18 protein-coding genes are annotated in these 18,604 nt (G+C 74.0%); 13 read left to right on the top strand and 5 right to left on the bottom strand.

From position 1 onward, the window contains the following. Positions 1–76 precede the first annotated feature (76 nt). Positions 77–802 carry an SseB family protein gene (locus ABT026_RS05650; RefSeq protein ID WP_351112485.1) on the top strand — a complete coding sequence of 242 codons (726 nt, stop codon included), beginning with the start codon at positions 77–79 and terminating at the stop codon, positions 800–802. Between the two features lie 51 nt (positions 803–853). On the opposite strand, the gene ABT026_RS05645 is transcribed toward ABT026_RS05650, so the two are convergent. Beyond that, entirely contained in the window at positions 854–1,207 is a 354-nt protein-coding gene (locus ABT026_RS05645; RefSeq protein WP_351112483.1) for a DUF1844 domain-containing protein, read from the bottom strand. Positions 1,208–1,623: 416 nt separating this feature from the next. Between ABT026_RS05645 and infC the strand changes: the two genes are divergently transcribed. From infC to ABT026_RS05600, 9 genes are all read left to right on the top strand, one after another. After that, positions 1,624–2,298: a translation initiation factor IF-3 gene (infC, locus tag ABT026_RS05640; RefSeq protein WP_351112771.1), complete on the top strand. Its 675-nt coding sequence runs from the start codon at positions 1,624–1,626 to the stop codon at positions 2,296–2,298. Between the two features lie 127 nt (positions 2,299–2,425). Continuing rightward, complete coding sequence (gene rpmI, locus ABT026_RS05635) at positions 2,426–2,620, top strand: 50S ribosomal protein L35 (protein ID WP_003947156.1); 195 nt, start codon at positions 2,426–2,428, stop codon at positions 2,618–2,620. 101 nt (positions 2,621–2,721) lie between these two features. Continuing rightward, complete coding sequence (gene rplT, locus ABT026_RS05630) at positions 2,722–3,105, top strand: 50S ribosomal protein L20 (RefSeq protein WP_151774738.1); 384 nt, start codon at positions 2,722–2,724, stop codon at positions 3,103–3,105. A gap of 454 nt (positions 3,106–3,559) precedes the next feature. Further along, the gene (locus ABT026_RS05625) at positions 3,560–4,423 is read left to right on the top strand and encodes a TrmH family RNA methyltransferase (protein WP_351112480.1); all 864 of its coding nucleotides are present in this window, start codon (positions 3,560–3,562) and stop codon (positions 4,421–4,423) included. A 50-nt stretch (positions 4,424–4,473) separates the two neighbouring features. Further along, entirely contained in the window at positions 4,474–5,616 is a 1,143-nt protein-coding gene (locus ABT026_RS05620; protein WP_351112478.1) for a sensor histidine kinase, read from the top strand. Positions 5,617–5,815: 199 nt separating this feature from the next. After that, the gene (gene pheS / locus ABT026_RS05615; protein WP_351112476.1) at positions 5,816–6,937 is read left to right on the top strand and encodes a phenylalanine--tRNA ligase subunit alpha; all 1,122 of its coding nucleotides are present in this window, start codon (positions 5,816–5,818) and stop codon (positions 6,935–6,937) included. Beyond that, positions 6,937–9,447 carry a phenylalanine--tRNA ligase subunit beta gene (gene pheT / locus ABT026_RS05610; protein ID WP_351112475.1) on the top strand — a complete coding sequence of 837 codons (2,511 nt, stop codon included), beginning with the start codon at positions 6,937–6,939 and terminating at the stop codon, positions 9,445–9,447. The genes pheS and pheT overlap by 1 nt, the downstream gene beginning before the upstream one ends. 297 nt (positions 9,448–9,744) lie before the next feature. Continuing rightward, entirely contained in the window at positions 9,745–11,097 is a 1,353-nt protein-coding gene (locus tag ABT026_RS05605; RefSeq protein WP_351112473.1) for an NsdA family TPR-like regulatory protein, read from the top strand. Between the two features lie 115 nt (positions 11,098–11,212). Further along, positions 11,213–11,758 carry an NUDIX domain-containing protein gene (locus tag ABT026_RS05600; RefSeq protein WP_351112471.1) on the top strand — a complete coding sequence of 182 codons (546 nt, stop codon included), beginning with the start codon at positions 11,213–11,215 and terminating at the stop codon, positions 11,756–11,758. A gap of 24 nt (positions 11,759–11,782) precedes the next feature. On the opposite strand, the gene ABT026_RS05595 is transcribed toward ABT026_RS05600, so the two are convergent. The 3 genes from ABT026_RS05595 to ABT026_RS05585 form a co-directional block, all read right to left on the bottom strand. Further along, the gene (locus ABT026_RS05595) at positions 11,783–12,682 is read right to left on the bottom strand and encodes a DMT family transporter (protein WP_351112469.1); all 900 of its coding nucleotides are present in this window, start codon (positions 12,680–12,682) and stop codon (positions 11,783–11,785) included. Between the two features lie 109 nt (positions 12,683–12,791). Continuing rightward, on the bottom strand, positions 12,792–13,049 hold the full coding sequence (locus ABT026_RS05590; RefSeq protein ID WP_351112467.1) for a hypothetical protein: 258 nt from the start codon (positions 13,047–13,049) through the stop codon (positions 12,792–12,794). A 139-nt stretch (positions 13,050–13,188) separates the two neighbouring features. Further along, the gene (locus tag ABT026_RS05585; protein WP_351112465.1) at positions 13,189–13,680 is read right to left on the bottom strand and encodes a universal stress protein; all 492 of its coding nucleotides are present in this window, start codon (positions 13,678–13,680) and stop codon (positions 13,189–13,191) included. A 130-nt stretch (positions 13,681–13,810) separates the two neighbouring features. Between ABT026_RS05585 and ABT026_RS05580 the strand changes: the two genes are divergently transcribed. Further along, positions 13,811–14,905: a baeRF2 domain-containing protein gene (locus ABT026_RS05580; RefSeq protein ID WP_351112463.1), complete on the top strand. Its 1,095-nt coding sequence runs from the start codon at positions 13,811–13,813 to the stop codon at positions 14,903–14,905. Between the two features lie 252 nt (positions 14,906–15,157). Here ABT026_RS05580 and ABT026_RS05575 read toward each other — a convergent pair whose 3' ends face one another. Further along, the gene (locus ABT026_RS05575; protein ID WP_351112461.1) at positions 15,158–16,207 is read right to left on the bottom strand and encodes a lactonase family protein; all 1,050 of its coding nucleotides are present in this window, start codon (positions 16,205–16,207) and stop codon (positions 15,158–15,160) included. A 281-nt stretch (positions 16,208–16,488) separates the two neighbouring features. Between ABT026_RS05575 and ABT026_RS05570 the strand changes: the two genes are divergently transcribed. Continuing rightward, on the top strand, positions 16,489–17,907 hold the full coding sequence (locus tag ABT026_RS05570) for a glucose-6-phosphate dehydrogenase (RefSeq protein WP_351112458.1): 1,419 nt from the start codon (positions 16,489–16,491) through the stop codon (positions 17,905–17,907). Further along, entirely contained in the window at positions 17,904–18,455 is a 552-nt protein-coding gene (locus tag ABT026_RS05565) for a gluconokinase (protein ID WP_351112456.1), read from the top strand. The genes ABT026_RS05570 and ABT026_RS05565 overlap by 4 nt, the downstream gene beginning before the upstream one ends. Positions 18,456–18,604 lie beyond the last annotated feature (149 nt).

Raw genomic sequence — 18,604 nt, 5'->3', positions numbered from 1 at the left:
CGCCGCCGATCCCGTGCCCGGCCCGGCCCCGTGCCTCGCCGCAGGGCGCTCCCGGCCGCGGCGATAGGGTCGGGGCGTGAACAAGAACATCCCCGACCCCGGGTTCGCCGACGACGACGGCTCCGCGGACCCCCGCCTCGCCGCCGCCCTGGAGGCCTGGTCGAAGGACCGCACCGCGCACGGCCCCGTGCTGGAGGCGCTGAAGGACGCCCGCCTCCTCGTCCCCGTGGTCGCCGTCCTCGGCGAGGTCGAGGTGGACGAGAACGGCCTGCGCCGGGAGAAGACCAGCGACATGGCCGTGCCGACCCTGAAGGCCGGCGACCGCACCGCGCTGCCCGCCTTCACCTCCACCGAGGCGCTGGCCCTGTGGGACCCGGCCGCCCGCCCCGTCGCCGTCCCGCTGGGACAGGCGCTGCGCGCCGCCGCGCACGAGAAGGCGGACACCATCGTGCTGGACCTGGCCGGACCGGTGGCCTACGAGCTGAACCGCCCGGCGCTGCTGGCGCTGGCCGAGGGCCGCACCGCCCTCGACCCGTCGGCCGACCCGGCCGTCGCGGACGCGGTCCGCGCGACGGTCGCCGCCGAGCCCGCGGTGGGGCTGGCCTACCTGCTGCCGGGGGAGCGGGACGGGATGCTCGCGCTGGTGCTGGACGACCCGGAGGCCGCCCCGGCCGTGGTCCGCTCGCTGGCGGGACGGCTCGCGGAGGACGAGACGCTGAGGGCCCGCCTGCTGCGCGGTCTCGACCTGGCGGTGGTGCCGGCCGGGACCTCGCTGCCGGGCGAGCCCCTGTACGTGCGCTGAGCTGTACGTGCCCGGGCGCGCCGCGCCGGGCGCGCCGCGCCGGTGTCGGCGTCAGCCCCAGACGGGGCCCGTGTACTTCTCGCCCGGGCCCTGCCCCGGCTCGTCCGCGACGGTGGACGCCTCGCGGAAGGCGAGCTGAAGCGACTTCAGGCCGTCCTTCAGCGGGGCGGCGTGGAAGGAGCTGATCTCGGTGGCGCTCGCGTCCAGCAGGCCGGCCAGCGCGTGGATCAGCTTGCGGGCCTCGTCGAGGTCCTTGTACTTGTCACCCTCGTCGGTGAGGCCGAGGTTGACCGCGGCGGCGCTCATCAGGTTCACGGCGACCGTCACGATGACCTCGACGGCGGGGACCTCCGCGATGTCACGGGTCATGGCGTCGAAGTCGGGCGTCTCAGAACTCTCACTCATGCCCCACACGATAGGCGCAGGCCCGGCCCCGTCCTCGCGCGGGACCACCGCCGCCGCGCGTGCGGCACCGCGTTGGCGGCGCGCCCGGCGACCTGCTAATCTTGTGTCCACGACCGGCCGGACACGTGTGTCGTGAGACCACGGACCCGGCCCACAAGTGGAGTCCTTCGAACTCCCACCTGGCTGCCCACGGGGCGGCGGGTCACCGGTCAGCGAGAGCCGTCCTTCCAGGACGTCGTTTCGCCGAATGCGCGCCCCGCGACGATCGCGGCGGTGCTCCGGTAGCAGTTCGAGGAGCCCCGCCTGTGAGACCGTGCGGGGCATTTTTCGTGTCCCGGCGCGGTTAGGTCCCACGAAGACACAGACGTCCGCGGCTGTCACACCAGGCTGCCGCGAGGTGCTACCGAGGAGGATCCATCAGCGCCGAGCCCCGCATCAACGACCGGATTCGCGTTCCCGAGGTGCGACTTGTCGGTCCCAGCGGCGAGCAGGTCGGGATTGTCCCGCTTGCCAAGGCCCTGGAGCTTGCGCAGGAGTACGACCTGGACCTGGTCGAGGTCGCGGCGAACGCCCGTCCGCCCGTGTGCAAGCTCATGGACTACGGGAAGTTCAAGTACGAGTCGGCCATGAAGGCCCGTGAGGCGCGCAAGAACCAGGCGCACACGGTCATCAAGGAGATGAAGCTCCGGCCGAAGATCGACCCGCACGACTACGACACCAAAAAGGGTCACGTCGTCCGGTTCCTCAAGCAGGGTGACAAGGTCAAGATCACGATCATGTTCCGCGGTCGTGAGCAGTCCCGCCCCGAGCTGGGCTACCGACTGCTGCAGCGTCTGGCGGAGGATGTGGCCGACCTCGGGTTCGTCGAGTCGAACCCGAAGCAGGACGGCCGCAACATGATCATGGTCCTCGGTCCGCACAAGAAGAAGACCGAGGCGATGGCCGAGGCCCGCGAGGCCCAGGCGGCCCGCAAGGCGGACGCGAAGGCCAACCCCGGCAAGTCGCAGAACGCCGCCGAGGCCGAGGCTTCCGCCGACGACCAGGCCGAGGCTCCCGCCGACGACCAGGCAGAGGCCTCGACCGACGCCTGATCCTCCTGGACGCACGTCCGGGATTGTCCAGCACAACAGAGCGACGCTCCGTACAGTGCCCGGCCTGGCCGCCGACAGGCAGCCGAACCGGGCACCGGAGCGCCACCGACGAGGAGAGAACGGCGCTATGCCGAAGAACAAGTCGCACAGCGGTGCCAGCAAGCGCTTCAAGATCACCGGCTCCGGCAAGGTGCTCCGCGAGCGCGCCGGCAAGCGCCACCTGCTCGAGCACAAGTCGTCCCGTCTGACGCGTCGCCTGACCGGCAACGCCGAGATGGCCCCGGGCGACGCCAAGAAGATCAAGAAGCTTCTCGGCAAGTGACGCCCCGGCGGCCCGGCCGCCGGACGTCAGTCAGACCGGGACCCAAGTCGTTTCCGGGCCGTGTGACCAACCACCGCGGCCCCGCTACAAGGAGTTAAAAAGTGGCACGCGTCAAGCGGGCAGTCAACGCCCACAAGAAGCGCCGGGCGATCCTCGAGCAGGCCTCCGGCTACCGCGGTCAGCGTTCGCGCCTGTACCGCAAGGCCAAGGAGCAGGTCACCCACTCGCTGGTCTACAACTACAACGACCGCAAGAAGCGCAAGGGTGACTTCCGTCAGCTGTGGATCCAGCGCATCAACGCCGCTGCCCGCGCCAACGGCATGACCTACAACCGCTTCATCCAGGGTCTGAAGGCCGCCAACGTCGAGGTGGACCGCAAGATCCTCGCGGAGCTCGCCGTCAACGACGCCACCGCCTTCGCGGCCCTGATCGAGGTCGCCCAGAAGGCGCTCCCCGCGGACGTGAACGCGCCGAAGGCCGCGTGACGTCTGCCGGTGGACACCGGCTGTGACACCCCGGACCCGCAGGCCTGACGGCCTGCGGGTCCGGACGTGTGTGGGCCCCGGCCCCCGGCCCGGCCTCCCGGACGGCTTCCGCCCCCGGCGGATCCCGCCGTCCGGCCGCGCGCCTCGTCCGGCCCCACCAGCGCACCCGGCCTCCGTGACACCTGGCCGCAGCGACACCGGCTCCGGTGACCGCCGGCCTCCGCGACACCTGGCTCCGGCGACCACCGGTCCTGGCGACAGCGGCTCCACCGGGTCCCCGGCAACCAACGGCTCCGGCGGTCACCGATCCCGTCGAGCCCGGCCCCGGACCACCCGGCCTCGCGCCGTGGGCCTTGACGCCGCGCCCGCGCGTCCCCGCCCCGCTCCGCCCCGTCCGGGGACAGGCGGCCGGCCCCGAGGTCCCTCCGTTCCCGCTTCTTCCGAAGGTGAGCCCATGCCCTCCGCAGCCCCCGAGCTGATCTCCCCGCGTTCCCCTCGTGTCGCCGCAGCCCGGCGGCTGGCGAAGCGGAACTTCCGGAGCAAGGAGCGGCTCTTCCTCGCCGAGGGGCCGCAGGCGGTCCGCGAGGCGGCGGCGCACCGCGGGGAGGACGGCGCTGCCACCCTGGTGGAGCTGTTCACCACGCCCGAGGCGGCCGACCGCTACCCGGGCATCGTCGGCGAGGCCCGCGCGGCCGGCGCCCGGGTCCACCTGGCGGACGAGCAGGTGATCGCCGACATCTCGACCACCGTCACCCCGCAGGGCCTGGTCGGCGTCTGCCGTTTCCTGGACACCCCGTTCGAGGAGATCCTCCGCGCCCGCCCGAAGCTGGTCGCCGTCCTCGCCAACGTCCGCGACCCCGGCAACGCGGGCACCGTGCTGCGCTGCGCCGACGCGGCGGGCGCCGAGGCCGTGGTGCTCACCGACGCCTCCGTGGACCTCTACAACCCGAAGGCCGTCCGCGCCTCCGTCGGCTCCCACTTCCACCTGCCGGTGGCGGTGGGCGTGCCCGTGGAGCGGGCCGTCGCCGGGCTCAAGGAGGCCGGGGTGGGCGTGCTGGCCGCCGACGGCGCCGGCACCCACGACCTCGACCACGAGCTGGACACCGGCTCCATGGGCGGGCCCACCGCCTGGGTCTTCGGCAACGAGGCATGGGGCCTGCCCGAGGAGACCCGCGCCCTCGCGGACGCCGTGGTGCGCGTCCCGATCCACGGGAAGGCCGAGAGCCTCAACCTCGCCACGGCCGCCGCGGTGTGCCTCTACGCGTCCGCCCGTGCACAGCGCGCCTCCGGAGGGTGCCGCTCCGTCACCGACAGCTAGTAGGGTGACTGCCTCGGGGGCCCTCCCAACAGACAGAGGCGGGTACGGGGATGAGCGTCGGCACCAGGACACCAACGGGCACGCCGTCCGGCACCGCGCCGGGCGCGCGGCCCCCGCGCGAGGACGCGCCGGACCCGCCCGCGGTGGGCCCCGACGAGCTCCCCGACGGTCTGGTGGTCGCCGACGAACGCGGCCGGGTGGTCTGCTTCAACGCGGCCGCCGAGCGCATCACCGCCACCCCGGCCGACGAGGCCCTCGGACTGTCCCTGGAGCGGGCCCTCCCGCTGGAGGACCTGGAAGGCCGCCGCTGGTGGCGGCTGACCGACCCCTACGACGGACTGACCATCCGCACCCGCCAGCCCGAGCGCAACCTGCTGCTGCCCGGCGGCCGCGAGGTCCTGGTCTCCGCCCGCTACGTCCGTGAGCGCCCCACCGGCCCGGTCCGCCGGGTGGTGGTGTGCCTGCGCGACACCGAGGCCCGCCGCCGCACCGAGCGCAGCCACGCCGAGCTGATCGCCACCGTCGCCCACGAGCTGCGCTCGCCGCTCACCTCCGTCAAGGGGTTCACGGCCACCCTGCTGGCCAAGTGGGAGCGCTTCACCGACGACCAGAAGCGGCTGATGCTGGAGACCGTCGACGCGGACGCCGACCGCGTCACCCGGCTGATCGCCGAGCTCCTCGACATCTCCCGCATCGACTCCGGCCGCCTCGAGCTGCGCCGCCAGCCCGTCGACATCGCCGCCGCCGTCGACCGCCACATCCAGGCCTACGTCGCCGCAGGCCAGAGCCCCGACCGGTTCCTGCTGCGCGTCGAGCGGCCGCTGCCCGGCCTGTGGGCCGACCCCGACAAGATCGACCAGGTGCTCGGCAACCTGCTGGAAAACGCCGTGCGCCACGGCGGCGGGACTGTCACCATCGACGTCACGGCCCAGGCCTCGCCCCGTGAAGGGGAGGAGGCCGTCACGTCGGTCACGGTGAGCGACGAGGGCCCCGGTATCCCGGAGGAGTCCATGAACCGCGTCTTCACCCGCTTCTGGCGGGGCAGCAAGCGCGGCGGCACCGGCCTCGGGCTCTACATCGTCAAGGGCATCGTCGAGGCCCACTCCGGGGTCATCACGGTCGGGCGGGCCGCCTCCGGCGGCGCCCAGTTCCGATTTACCCTGCCCGTGGGCACCCCGGCGTACCTCCTCTGAGGGACCACCTCCTGAGGTCACCGACGCCGGACCGCGGCCCACGGGCGCATCAGCGCATACCCGCCCCGTTAGACTCGGCCCCTGGCACCTTTGTGTCCCCGTTCCCGGGACACGTCGTCCCACCACCCGGACGGCGGCCCAGGACAGGCCGTCCCGGCGGGGCCACTCCAGCCAGCCAATCGGAAGAGCACGGGAAGAGATGTCGGCACCGAATAAGTCGTACGACCCGGTAGAGGTCGAGGCGTTGAAACCGGAAAACATCGAGCGCATGCGGGACGAGGCGCTCGCCGCCTTCGCCGCCGCCGACTCGCTCGAGGCCCTCCAGGAGGCGAAGACCGCCCACGCCGGCGGCGCCTCGCCGCTGGCGCTCGCCAACCGCGAGATCGGCGCCCTGCCCCCGCAGGCCAAGGCCGAGGCGGGCAAGCGCGTGGGCCAGGCCCGCGGCGCCGTCAACAAGGCCCTCGCCGTCCGTCAGACGGAGCTGGAGGCCGAGCGCGACGCCCGTGTGCTGGTCGAGGAGTCGGTGGACGTCACCCTCCCCTACGACCGCGTCCCGGCCGGCGCCCGCCACCCGCTGACCACCATGATGGAGCGCGTCGCGGACGTCTTCGTCTCGATGGGCTACGAGATCGCCGAGGGCCCCGAGGTCGAGGCGGAGTGGTTCAACTTCGACGCCCTGAACTTCGGCCCGGACCACCCGGCCCGGCAGATGCAGGACACCTTCTTCGTCGACGGCCCCGAGACCGGCTCCGACAGCGGTGTCGTGCTGCGCACCCACACCTCGCCGGTGCAGGCGCGCACCCTGCTCGAGCGTGAGGCGCCGGTCTACGTGGTCTGCCCCGGCCGCGTCTACCGGACCGACGAGCTGGACGCCACGCACACCCCGGTCTTCCACCAGATCGAGCTCCTCGCCGTCGACGAGGGCCTGACCATGGCCGACCTCAAGGGCACCCTGGACCACATGGTGCAGGCGCTGTTCGGCGCGGACATGAAGACCCGGCTGCGGCCGAACTTCTTCCCGTTCACCGAGCCGTCCGCCGAGATGGACATGCTCTGCTACGTCTGCAAGGGCGAGTCCATCGGCAACCCCGACCGGCCCTGCCGCACCTGCTCCAGCGAGGGCTGGATCGAGCTCGGCGGCTGCGGCATGGTCAACCCGCGGGTGCTCACCGCCTGCGGCGTCGACCCGGAGAAGTACAGCGGCTTCGCCTTCGGGTTCGGCATCGAGCGGATGCTGATGTTCCGCCACAACGTCGAAGACATGCGAGACATGGTCGAGGGTGACGTCCGGTTCACCCGGCCGTTCGGGATGGAGATCTGATGCGGGTCCCGCTTTCTTGGCTGCGGGAGTACGTCGACCTGCCGGCGACGGAGACCGGGCGCGACGTCCAGGCCAAGCTCATTTCGGCCGGTCTGGAGGTCGAGACCGTCGAGCAGCTCGGCGCCGACCTCAAGGGCCCTCTCGTCGTCGGCCAGGTGCTGACCATCGAGGAGCTGGAGGGCTTCAAGAAGCCCATCCGCTTCTGCACCGTCGACGTCGGCCAGGCCAACGGCACCGGTGAGCCGCAGGAGATCGTCTGCGGCGCCCGGAACTTCTCCGTGGGCGACAAGGTCGTCGTGGTCCTGCCCGGCGCCACCCTGCCCGGCGGCTTCCACATCGCCGCCCGCAAGACCTACGGCAAGACCTCCCACGGCATGATCTGCTCCACCGACGAGCTCGGCATGGGCGACGACGGCACGCACGGCATCATCGTGCTGCCGCCGGAGCACGAGGTGGGCACCGACGCGATCGAGCTGCTCGAGCTGGTCGACGAGGTCCTCGACATCGCCGTCACCCCCGACCGGGGCTACTGCCTGTCGATGCGCGGCGTCGCCCGCGAGACCGCCACCGCCTACGGTCTGCCGCTGCGCGACCCGGCGCTGCTCGACGTGCCCGCGCCCAACGCGTTCGGCTACCCCGTCCAGATCACCGACCCGCGCGGCTGCGACCGGTTCACCGCCCGCACCGTCACCGGCATCGAGCCGGAGACCCGGTCCCCGATCTGGCTCAAGCGCCGCCTCCAGAAGGCCGGCATGCGCCCGATCTCGCTGGCCGTCGACATCACCAACTACGTGATGCTGGAACTCGGCCAGCCGCTGCACGCCTACGACCGCACCCGCGTCCAGGGCGCGATCGGCGTGCGCCGCGCCGAGAAGGGCGAGAAGCTCACCACGCTCGACGACGTGACCCGCACCCTCGACCCCGAGGACCTGGTCATCGTCGACGACCGCGGGCCGATCGGCCTGGCCGGCGTCATGGGCGGCGCCCACACCGAGATCGGCGACGGCCTGGAGAGCCACACCACCGAGGTGGTCATCGAGGCCGCGCACTTCGACCCGATCGCCATCGCCCGCACAGCGCGCCGGCACAAGCTGTCCAGCGAGGCCTCCCGCCGCTTCGAGCGGGGCGTCGACCCGCTGGCCGCGGCCGCCGCCGCGCAGCGCACCGTCGACCTGCTGGTGCTGCTGGCCGGCGGCACCGCCGACGCCGGCGTCACCGAGGTCGCCGCGCCCTCCGCGCCGGCCACCATCACCATCCCCGCCGACCACCCCGACAAGGTGGCGGGCATGGCGTACGGCCGCGAGACGGTGGTGCGCCGCCTCCAGGAGATCGGCTGCGACGTCTACGGGCAGGACGAGCTGGTCGTGTCCGTGCCGTCCTGGCGGCCCGACCTGACCGACCCGAACGACCTCGCCGAGGAGGTCATCCGGCTCGAGGGCTACGAGAACCTGCCCTCCACGCTGCCCCGGCCCCCGGCCGGACGCGGGCTCACCCCCCGCCAGCGGCTGCACCGCCGGATCGGCCGCGCGCTGGCCGCCGCCGGCTACGTCGAGGCGCTCAACTACCCGTTCATGGGCACCGCGGTCCTCGACCAGCTGAACATCCCCGCCGACGACCCGCGGCGCACCCTGGTGACCCTCGCCAACCCGCTCTCCGACGAGGAGCCGGCGCTGCGCACCACGCTGCTGCCGGGCCTGCTCGGCGCGCTGCGGCGCAACGACGGCCGCGGATCGCACGACCTCGCGCTCTTCGAGGCGGGCCTGGTCTTCCACCCGAAGGCCGAGCGGAGCGTCGCCGGCATCCTGCCGGTGCACGGCCGTCCCGCCGACGAGGACCTCGCGACCCTCCAGGCCGCGCTGCCCGACCAGCCCAAGCACGCCGCGGTCGTCCTGGCCGGCGCCCGCGAGCAGGCCGGCTGGTGGGGCAAGGGACGCCCGTCCGACTGGGCCGACGCCGTCGAGGCGGCCCGGATCCTCGCCCGTGAGGCGGGGACCGAGCTGATCGTCCGCAAGGGCCAGTACGAGCCGTGGCACCCGGGCCGCTGCGCCGAGCTGCTGGTCGTGCTCGACGGCGAGGAGCGGGTGATCGGCCACGCCGGCGAGCTGCACCCCGGCGTGCTCAAGACGCTGGGCCTGCCGGCCCGGACCTCGGCCATGGAGATCGACCTGGACGCGCTGGAGCGCGCCTCGGCCGGTCTGCTGCACGCGCCGCGGATCTCCGCCATGCCGGTCGCCACCCAGGACGTGGCGCTCGTCGTCGACCAGGCCGTCCCGGCCGCCGAGGTCGAGACCGCGCTGCGCGAGGGGGCGGGCGAACTGCTGGAGGACATCCGGCTGTTCGACGTCTACCGCAACGAGGAGCAGCTGGGCGACGGACGCAAGTCCCTCGCCTACGCGCTGCGCTTCCGCGCCGCCGACCGGACGCTGACCGCGGACGAGGCCTCGGCCGCGCGCGACGCCGCGGTCGCCACGGCCGCCGAGCGTTTCGGCGCGGTGCTGCGCGGGGCGTGACCCCCAGAGGTACCGGGTCTCCACCCGGACGCGGGCCCGTCCTCCTCACCGGAGGGCGGGCCCGCTCCCGTACGGGGGAAGGAGGGCGGGCCCGCCCGCGTGCCGGGGAAGGGTGGACGGCGGGCCGGCGTCGGTGGCGTGAGGGGGGAGACGGCGGCCCGCCGAGCGACCAGGCAACCGTGCCGGCCCGGCGTGGCGTAAGCACGCGTACCGGCCCTCATGTGGCGTTCCGTTCGCACCCCGTGTGAACCGGGACCCACTACCCTGACGGAACCGAGGCACCGGAGGGGACCCCACATGACCCCGAGACAGCCCAACACCCTGCTGGACGCGCTCCTCGACGAGGCGGGCGTCTCGCACGCCGGTCTGGCCGCCCGGGTGAACGCCGCGGGGCAGGCCCGCGGTCTGCCCCTGCGCTACGAACACACCGCCGTGGCCCGGTGGCTGAAGGGGCAGCGGCCCCGCGGCCAGGTGCCCGACCTGATCTGCGAGGTGCTCTCCGCCCGGCTGCGCCGCCCGGTCACCCTGGACGACATCGGCCTCGGCGTCCCCGGCGCGCCCGCCTCGCCGCACGCCGGTTCGCTGTCCGGCTTCGTGGACCGCGCCACCGCGCTGTGGCGCTCCGACGAACTCCAGCGGCCGCACGTCCTCGGCGCGCCCGCCGTCACCGGGACGCCGGCCGTGATGCCGGTGTGGGAGTGGGAGAACCCGCCGGAGGACGCCGACGTCTCCCGCGGCGGCAGCCTCCGGGTGTCCCCGGACGACATCGAGACGCTGCGGGCGGCGCGGACCCACTACGAGCACATGTACCGCAAGGCCGGCGGGGTGGCGACCCGCGCCCGGGTGGTCGGCTTCCTCAACAACGAGGCGGCGCCGCTGCTGCGGGGCAGCTACCCCGACTCCACCGGACGCCAACTGCACCGGGCCACCGGCGCGTTGGTGGCCGTGGCCGGGATCTGCGCCTACGACTCCGACGTCCAGGGCCTCGCCCAGCGGTACTTCCACCAGGCGCTGCGACTGGCGAAGGCCAGCGGGGACCGGGGGCTGGGCGCCTACGTCATCGCCCTGCTCGTCAACCAGGCGCTGTTCATGCGGGAGTTCCGCCAGGCCGTCGCGTTCGCGGAGGCGGCGTTACGCACGGCCGGGCGGGACATCACCCCGGCCCTCGCCTCCGACCTGTACGCCATGCAGGCCAAGGCGTACGCGCACCTCGGCGACGGCGCGGAGTCGCTCGCCCGCATCCGGCGGGCCGAGGAGGCCGCCGAGCGCATCCACCGCGGCCACGAACCCGACGAGACGGGTTACGTCCAGCCAGGCCTGGTCAACGTGCAGGTGGCGGAAGCCCTGCTGAGCCTCGGCGACCTGACCGCCGCCGGCGCGCACGCCGAGGCCGCCGTCGGCACTCCGGCGCACGACCGCGGCCGGGTGCACCGGCTGGCCATGCTCAGCCAGGTCGAACTGCGCCGCGGGGACGTGGACAAGGCGGCCGTCACCGCCGCGGAGATGGCCCGGCTGGCCCGCGGCGTGGAGTCCCAGCGGCTGCGGGACCGGCTGCGCACGGTGCGCGAACACCTGCTGCGCAGCGACTGCGCGAGCACCCGCGAGGCGGCCGAACTCATCGACGCGGCGCTGCGCGTGCCGCTCCAGTAGGCCCGCACGAGCCGTTCCGCGAGCCGTTCCGCTCCCCATGGGCCCTGCTGCCGGCCCCCGTACGGCTGCGATATTGCCACTCATTCGTCGAGAACCGTCGAAAGGTGGCAGAAACATGCAGTGGGTGAAACTGAATGAGCAACCGGTGTACGGAAACCGCTGGTTCGACGTCAACCTGGCCGACGTGCGGCTGCCCGACGGGCGGCGCCTGGACCACTACCTGATCCGCATGCGGCCCGTCGCCGTGGCCACGATCGTCAACGAGGCCGACGAGGCGCTGCTGCTGTGGCGTCACCGGTTCATCACCGACAGCTGGGGGTGGGAGCTGGCCGCCGGGGTGGTGGAGGACGGGGAGGACCTCGCGGCGGCGGCGGCGCGCGAGCTGGAGGAGGAGACCGGCTGGCGGCCGGGGCCGCTACGGCACCTGATGAGCGTCGAGCCGAGCAACGGGCTCACGGACGCGCGGCACCACGTGTACTGGGCGGACCGCGGGGAGTTCGCCGGGCATCCGGTGGACGACTTCGAGTCGGAGCGGCGGGAGTGGGTGCCGCTGAAGGTCGTCCCCGACCTGATCGCGCGGGGCGAGGTGCCGGCCTCCGGCATGGCGGCCGCGCTGCTGCTCCTGCACCACCTGCGGCTGGGACAGGACCCGGCGGCCTGACCCGGCGACGGGCCGACCTCAGGCCTAGGGGGCGGGGGAGGGGGCGCCCTCCGCGCCCTCTCCCGCGCCTTCCCCCGCCCCTTCTCCCGCGGCCAGCGGCGAGCGGGCCAGGACGACGCAGCCGAGGGCGATCAGGGTCAGTCCGGCCAGCTGCGGCAGCAGCCACCAGCCGGTGCGCACGTGCTCGCCGAACAGCGTCACCCCGAAGCAGACGCTGATCAGCGCGTCGCCGAGGGTGAGCTGCGGCTGCACCGCGACCAGCGAGCCGGCCTGGAGGGCGTTCTGCAGCAGGAACAGCGCGCCCACACCCACGGCGGCCGTGGCGTAGAGCTGCCACGCCGTCAGCAGCGCGCCCACGCCGCCGGCGTCAAGCCGTGCCATCGCGTCCTTCATCAGCGCCGCGGTCAGCGAGTACGCGCAGGCCGCCGCCAGGCCCAGCAGCGCGCCGCGGGCGTCGCCGCGGGTGGCCCGCGCGGCGACGATCAGCGCGGTCTCGAAGGCTGCCGTCGCCAGCAGCGCGAGCACCCAGGTCTCCCCGTCGACCCCGTCGTGGCCGCCGACCGGGTCGGCGGAGGCGAGGGCGAGCGCCAGCCCGCCCGTCACCGCGGCCACCCCGGCCCACAGGCGGCCCCGCACCCGGGTGCGGGTGATCAGGCCCGCGATCAGCAGGGTCGCCGGGAGCTCGATCACGAAGATCGGCTGGACCAGGGCGATCGGCCCGGTGGCCAGGGCCACCGCCTGGCAGACCGCGGCCACGATCACCATGGCGATGCCGGCCAGCCACACCTTCTGCCGCAGCAGCCGCCCGAAGAGGGACAGCCGCATCGTCTGGTCGTCGGGGATCCGCCGGGCGGCCTGGCGCTGGAGCACCGTTGACGTGCCGTTGCTGAGCGCGGTGAGCACGGCGAAGAGGACGCTGATCACCCGCACCATCATGCGTGCGTGCGGCCCGGGGGACGCGGTGCGACGTGCGACCGTGCGAGTGGTGCGCACGGTCGAGCCGCCCGTGGGGGCTCGGTTCTCCGCAAGGGGCTCAGTTGCCCATGGCCTGCCAGACGGTCACGGCCAGCGCCCCCACGGAGGCGAGCGTGGCCACCGCCCGCAGGGGCCAGCGGTTGCGTTCCAGCGCGGTCACCCGCTCGGCGAGGGCGTCCAGTTCCTTCGCCGTCTCCTCGGCGCGGTGGCCGAGCAGGGCCAGCCCGCCGTCGACGCGTGCCTGCGCCACGTCGCAACGGCGGCGCAGCTCGGCGACCTCCTTGGGCACCACCGGCTGTTCGGGGGTGGCGTTCACCGTTCGCTCCTTCCCTCACCGACCCCCGGCCTCGGCCGGCCGATGGTCGTACCAGCAGTCAACAACGCCGACGGGAAGCCCGGGAGAGTGTGCGTCTGGCATATGCACACCCCTCGCTCACACGGAGTGTGAAACGCCGTCACGCATTGTGGCCGGCGGCGTCGCCATCGGCGTCGGTGTGGCGGATGACCAGCACCGGGCAGGCGGCGTGCTGCACGCAGTGCTGGGACACCGACCCCAGCAGCAGCCCGGAGAAGCCGCCGAGTCCGCGCGCCCCCACCACCAGCAGTTCGGCCCCCCTGGACGCGTCGATCAGCACGCCCGCGGCCGTGCCGTACCGCACCTCGCTGAGGATGCCCACCGGCGGCCGCGCGCCCACCGTCTCCCGCACCGCCTCCTCGAGTTCCTCGAGCGCGCGCGTCCGCAGGGCCGCCTCGTCGCTGCTGGGCGGGGGCAGCCACCCCAGGCTGCCGTGGAAATGCGGGAAGTCCCAGGCGTTCAGCGCCTCCATCGTCCCCCCGGTGCGCTCCGCGTACCGGACCGCCCACCGCAACGCGGCCCTGGACGGGTCCGACCCGTCCACCCCGACCACCACGCGGCCCGGCTCCCCCTGCTCCCGCTGGTCGGTCATGGTTCCTCCTCCGTCGGCGCCGGGCGCCACTGAAGGCGCGCCATATCGTGACAAACAGTACATTCGACAGGCACCACAACGCTGATCGTCGCGCACCAGTGAAAGGGGTAGGCCGCCCGGCCTGAACGCCATGGACCTCGAGTTTCTTCAGCCCCTGTACGAGGCGGACGGCCCGGTGGCCTCCGTGCACCTGGACACCACCCGTTCGTCCCACGACGCCGAGAAACAGATCGAACTGCGCTGGCGCGCGGCGCGCCGGTCACTGGCCGAGCAGGGCGCGGACGAGGAGACGCTCGCCGCCCTCGACGAGGTGGTCGGCGGCGTCGCCGACGTGCCGGGTCCACAGGGGGAGGCCCTTTTCGCCTCGGGCGGCAGGGTCCTGGGCGCCTTCACCCTGGCCGAACCCCCCGCCTCCGACAGCGCCCTGGTGCTCCCCGTCGCCGACCCGCTGGGCCTCGCCGTCGACCGCGACCACCAGCTGCCCCACGTGGTGGTCGCCGTGGACCGCGAGGGCGGCGACGTGTACGCCTACCCGGCCGCCGCGCACGAGGAGTCCTACCGGCGCACCTTCAACGGCAGCACCCTCCACATCACCCGCGTCAAGGCGGGCAAGGAGGCCCAGAAGTCCTACCACCGGCGATCGGTCCAGGTGTGGTCGGAGAACACCGCGCAGGCCGCGGACGGCGTCCGCGAGGCGGCCGCCGACGTGAACGCCGCCGTCGTGCTGGTCGCCGGCGACCCCAAGGCGATCGGGCTGCTGCGCGAGCACCTGACCGACCAGCCGCCGCACGGGAGGATCGTCTACGTCGAGGGAGGCCGCACCGACGACTCCGCCCGGGAGGGCCTGCGGGCGAGCGCCGACGAGGCGATCCGCGAGGCCATGGAAGCCGCCCACCGCGAGGTGCTGGACCGGCTGGAGGCCGAGACGGCGGGCGGACGCGCCCTCCAGGGCATCCCCGCCGTCCAGCAGGCGCTGTCCGAGGGGCGGGTGGAGACCCTGCTGCTCTCCGCCGACCGCTCGGGCGACCCGGACCTCTACGCCTCCCGGACCGACCCCCAGCTCCTGGGCACCGACCCCGCCGAACTCGGCGACGCCTCCGCCCTGTTCAGCGCTCCCGCCGGCACGCTGCTGCTGCGCGCGGCCGCGCTGAGCGGCGCGAACTTCACCGAGCTGCTGCCCCCTGTCTCCGCCACGGACGGCGTGGCGGCCCTGCTGCGCTACTGAGCGGCCGGGCCCATCGGACGCCGCACGCACCCGGTGCCGCACGCACCCGGCCCCGGGCGGACCGTCTCCGCCCGGGGCCGGGTCCTGCGCCGTTCGGGTGTGCGCCGTTCGGGCGCGCCCGCCGGAGTGACGCCGCCGGGACGACCCTGCCGAGGTGGCGCCGCCCTGGTGTGGGCCGGCCGGAGTGACGGCGCCCGGGGTGAGGCCGCCGGGTTGCGGCCGTCCGGGCGCCTCCTCGCGGGCGGAGTGTGCTCAGACGAACAGGACGCTGGAGGCCGCGGGCACCTCGAGCGAGCCGGCCCGCCGCGGCACGCCGTCCTCGTCGAGGTCGAACCAGGTCACGTCCCCCGACCGCTCGTTGGCCGCGTACAGCCGGTCGCCGGACGGGTGCAGCACCAGGTCGCGCGGCCAGCTCCCGCCGCACGGGACGGAGGTGAGGACCTCCAGGCGCTCCCCGTCCTGCGACACCGAGAGGACCACGACGGTGTCCGTGCCGCGCACCGCGGCCCACAGCCGCCGCCCGTCGAGGGAGATCACCGGGGCGGAGGGCTGGACGTGCGCGTCCGTGCCGTCCGGGAAGAGCGGGTACTCGCCGACCGCCCGCAGCTCCCCGGCCGCGGCGTCCCACCGGCAGACGGTGACCACCGGGCGCAGCTCGCCGAGCACGTACACGTGCGTGCCGCGCGGGTGGACGACCAGATGGCGCGGGCCGGTCCCGGGCGGCAGCTCCAGCGCCCCGTGCAGCCGCAGCTCCCCGGAGGCCGCGTCCAGCTCGCACACCCGCACCTCGTCGGTGCCCAGGTCCACGCTCAGCACCCAGCGGCCCGACGCCTCGGGCACCACCACCTGGTGGGCGTGCGGACCTTCCTGCCGGTCGGCGTCCGGGCCGGACCCCTTGTTGCCCAGCAGCCCGCTCGGGGCGCCCGGGGCGCCGTCCGCGGCCAGCGGGAGCGCCGTGACGCTGCCGGAACTGTAGTTGGCCGTCACCAGGTGGCCGCCGGCCACGGCCAGGTGCGTCGGATCGGCCCCTCCCACCGGCACCGGACGGCCGATCGGCTCCGGCGCGGGCCCGGAGACGTCGTAGGCGGCCACCGCCCCCTCGGCCGTCTCCGACACGCAGTACAGGACCGGCCCGCCCGATCCCCGCCCGAGGGCCAGGTACGACGGGTTGGGCACGGTGGCGACGGCGTCCGTCGGGGTCAGCGCCCCGGTGCCGGGATCGACGGTGACCTGCACGATCCCCCGCCCGCCGCTCGTCGTGAACGAACCGATGAAAGCTCTCTGCGCGCCTGTGGTCGTCATGATGATCAGCCTAGGAGCCGACCCGGCGCACCGCGCGCAGGATCCACCCCGCGAGATGCCCTGAACGCACCAATCACCGCGGAGCCCGATTGCGGCCCGTCGCGGCCTCGGTGAGGGTGAGGAGCACAAGCCCGGGCGGGGACCTGGAGGGGCGCCCGCGCGGCCGACCCGAGGACCGGAGCAATCATGGGCAACTTCCCCCAGGCGATCGGCCGCACCGGTGTCCGCGCCACCGGCGCCGACTCCGTACGGCGCACGGCACGCGGGAAGGGCGGCACGCGATGAACATCCGACGACTCGTCGTCTTCGGCGGCACCGGCGACCTGACCGGGCGTTACCTCCTGCCGGCCCTGGCCGCCCTGTACGCCGCCGGACACATCGACGACCGGTTCACCCTGACCGCCGGAAGCCGGGAGGACTGGGACGGCGAACGGTACCGGCAATGGGCCGCCGCCCAGTTCGAACGCCACGGCGCCGGCCTGCCCGACGACGCCGTGCGCGCCGTCACGGCCGCCTGCGACTACCGCAAGGCCGACGTCACCGACCCCGCCGAGGTGGCCGCCCTCGTCGCCGGGAGCGACCCGGTGGCCGTCTACCTGGCCCTGCCGCCCGGACTCTTCGCCGCCACCGTGACCGCCCTGCACGAGGCCGGACTGCCCCGGGGCAGCCGCATCGTGACGGAGAAGCCGTTCGGCGAGAGCCTGGGGGACGCCGAGGAGCTCAACCGGCTGCTCGCCGACGTGCTGCCCGAGCAGGCGGTGTTCCGCGTCGACCACTTCCTGGCCATGACCACCGTGCAGAACCTGCTCGGCAGCCGGCTCGCCAACCGGGTCATGGAACCGATCTGGAACAGCACCCACATCGCCGAGGTGGACATCGTCTGGGACGAGACCCTCGCCCTGGAGGGCCGGGCCGGCTACTACGACCACGTCGGCGCGCTCAAGGACATGATCCAGAACCACCTGCTGCAGATCCTCTGCCTGGTCGCCATGGAACCGCCGCTGACCCTCGGCGAACGGGACCTGCGCGACCGGAAGGTCGACGTGCTGCGCTCGGTGCGCCGCCTGACCGACGCCGACGTCGTCCACCGCACCCGCCGGGCCCGCTACGCCGCCGGGCGCATCGCCGACCACGACGTGCCCGCCTACACCGACGAGGACGGGGTGGACGCCGGACGCCGCACCGAGACCTTCGCCGAGGTCGAGCTGGAACTCGACAGCTGGCGCTGGGCCGGGACCAGGTTCCGGTTGCGCACCGGCAAGGGCCTGGGCCGCGACCGGATGGAGGTCGCGGTGCGCTTCCGGCCCGTCCCGCACCTGCCGTTCGGGCAGGACGAGGACGTCCGGCCCAACGTCCTGCGCTTCGGTCTCGACCCGGAGAGCCTGAGCCTGGACCTCAACGTCGTCGGCTCCCAGGTGGAGAAGCTGACCCAGGTCTCGCTCAGCGCCCGGATGGACCCGCCCGCCCTGCCCGCCTACGGCCAGCTGCTGCTGGACGTGCTGCGCGGCGACCCCGCGCTCTCCATCCGCGGCGACGAGGCCGAGGAGTCCTGGCGGGTCGTCGAGCCGGTGCTGTCCGCCTGGGAGCGGGGACTGGTGCCGCTGGAGGAGTACCCGGCCGGCTCCGACGGGCCGCCGCGCCGCCACACCCCCGAGCGACGGGAGGACCTCCTCCACCAGGACGCGGTGCTCCCGCGGTGACCCCGCCCGGCGAGGAGCGCCCCCGCCCCGGCGACCGGCGCCCGTGCGTGGTGGTCATCGGGGTCTCCGGGGCGGGCAAGTCAACGGTCGCCCGGCTGCTCGCCGAGCGGCTCGGACTGCCCTTCGCCGAGGCGGACGACTTCCACCCGCCCGCCAACATCCGCAAGATGTCCTCCGGCGTCCCCCTCGACGATCACGACCGCCGCTCCTGGCTGGAGACGGTGGGGCGCTGGCTGGACGACCACGACGCCGACGGCAGCGGGGGAGTGGTGGCCTGCTCGGCCCTGCGCCGGCGCTACCGCGACGCGCTGCGCTCCTCCTGCCCGTCCGCCCTCTTCCTCCACCTCACCGCCGAGCCCGGGCTCCTCGCGTCCCGGCTCCACGGCCGCACCGGGCACTTCATGCCGGAGACCCTGCTCGACTCCCAGCTCGCCGTCCTCGAACCGCTCCAGCCCGACGAGCGCGGCGCCACCCTGGACGCCTCGCCGCCACCGGAGGAGATCGCCCGCCGGGCCGCCGAGGCGGTCACCGAGGCCGAGGCGATCTGAGCCGCGGGCCGCGCGGTGACCGGACCGTCGGTGGCGGCAGGGACGCCCCGCGCGGCAGGGACGCCCCGCGCGGCCGACGGGCCGTCACCCGGACGGGCCGGTGCGTTCGCCCCCCGTCCGCGCCGGGCCCAGGCTGTGAAGGTGGCGGA

Origin of the sequence: Streptomyces sp. NPDC002734, from assembly GCF_040295685.1 — a bacterium.
Lineage (GTDB): Bacteria > Actinomycetota > Actinomycetes > Streptomycetales > Streptomycetaceae > Streptomyces.
The sequence above is the reverse complement of the archived record's forward strand: the minus strand, read 5'-3'. Positions and strand labels throughout refer to the sequence as shown.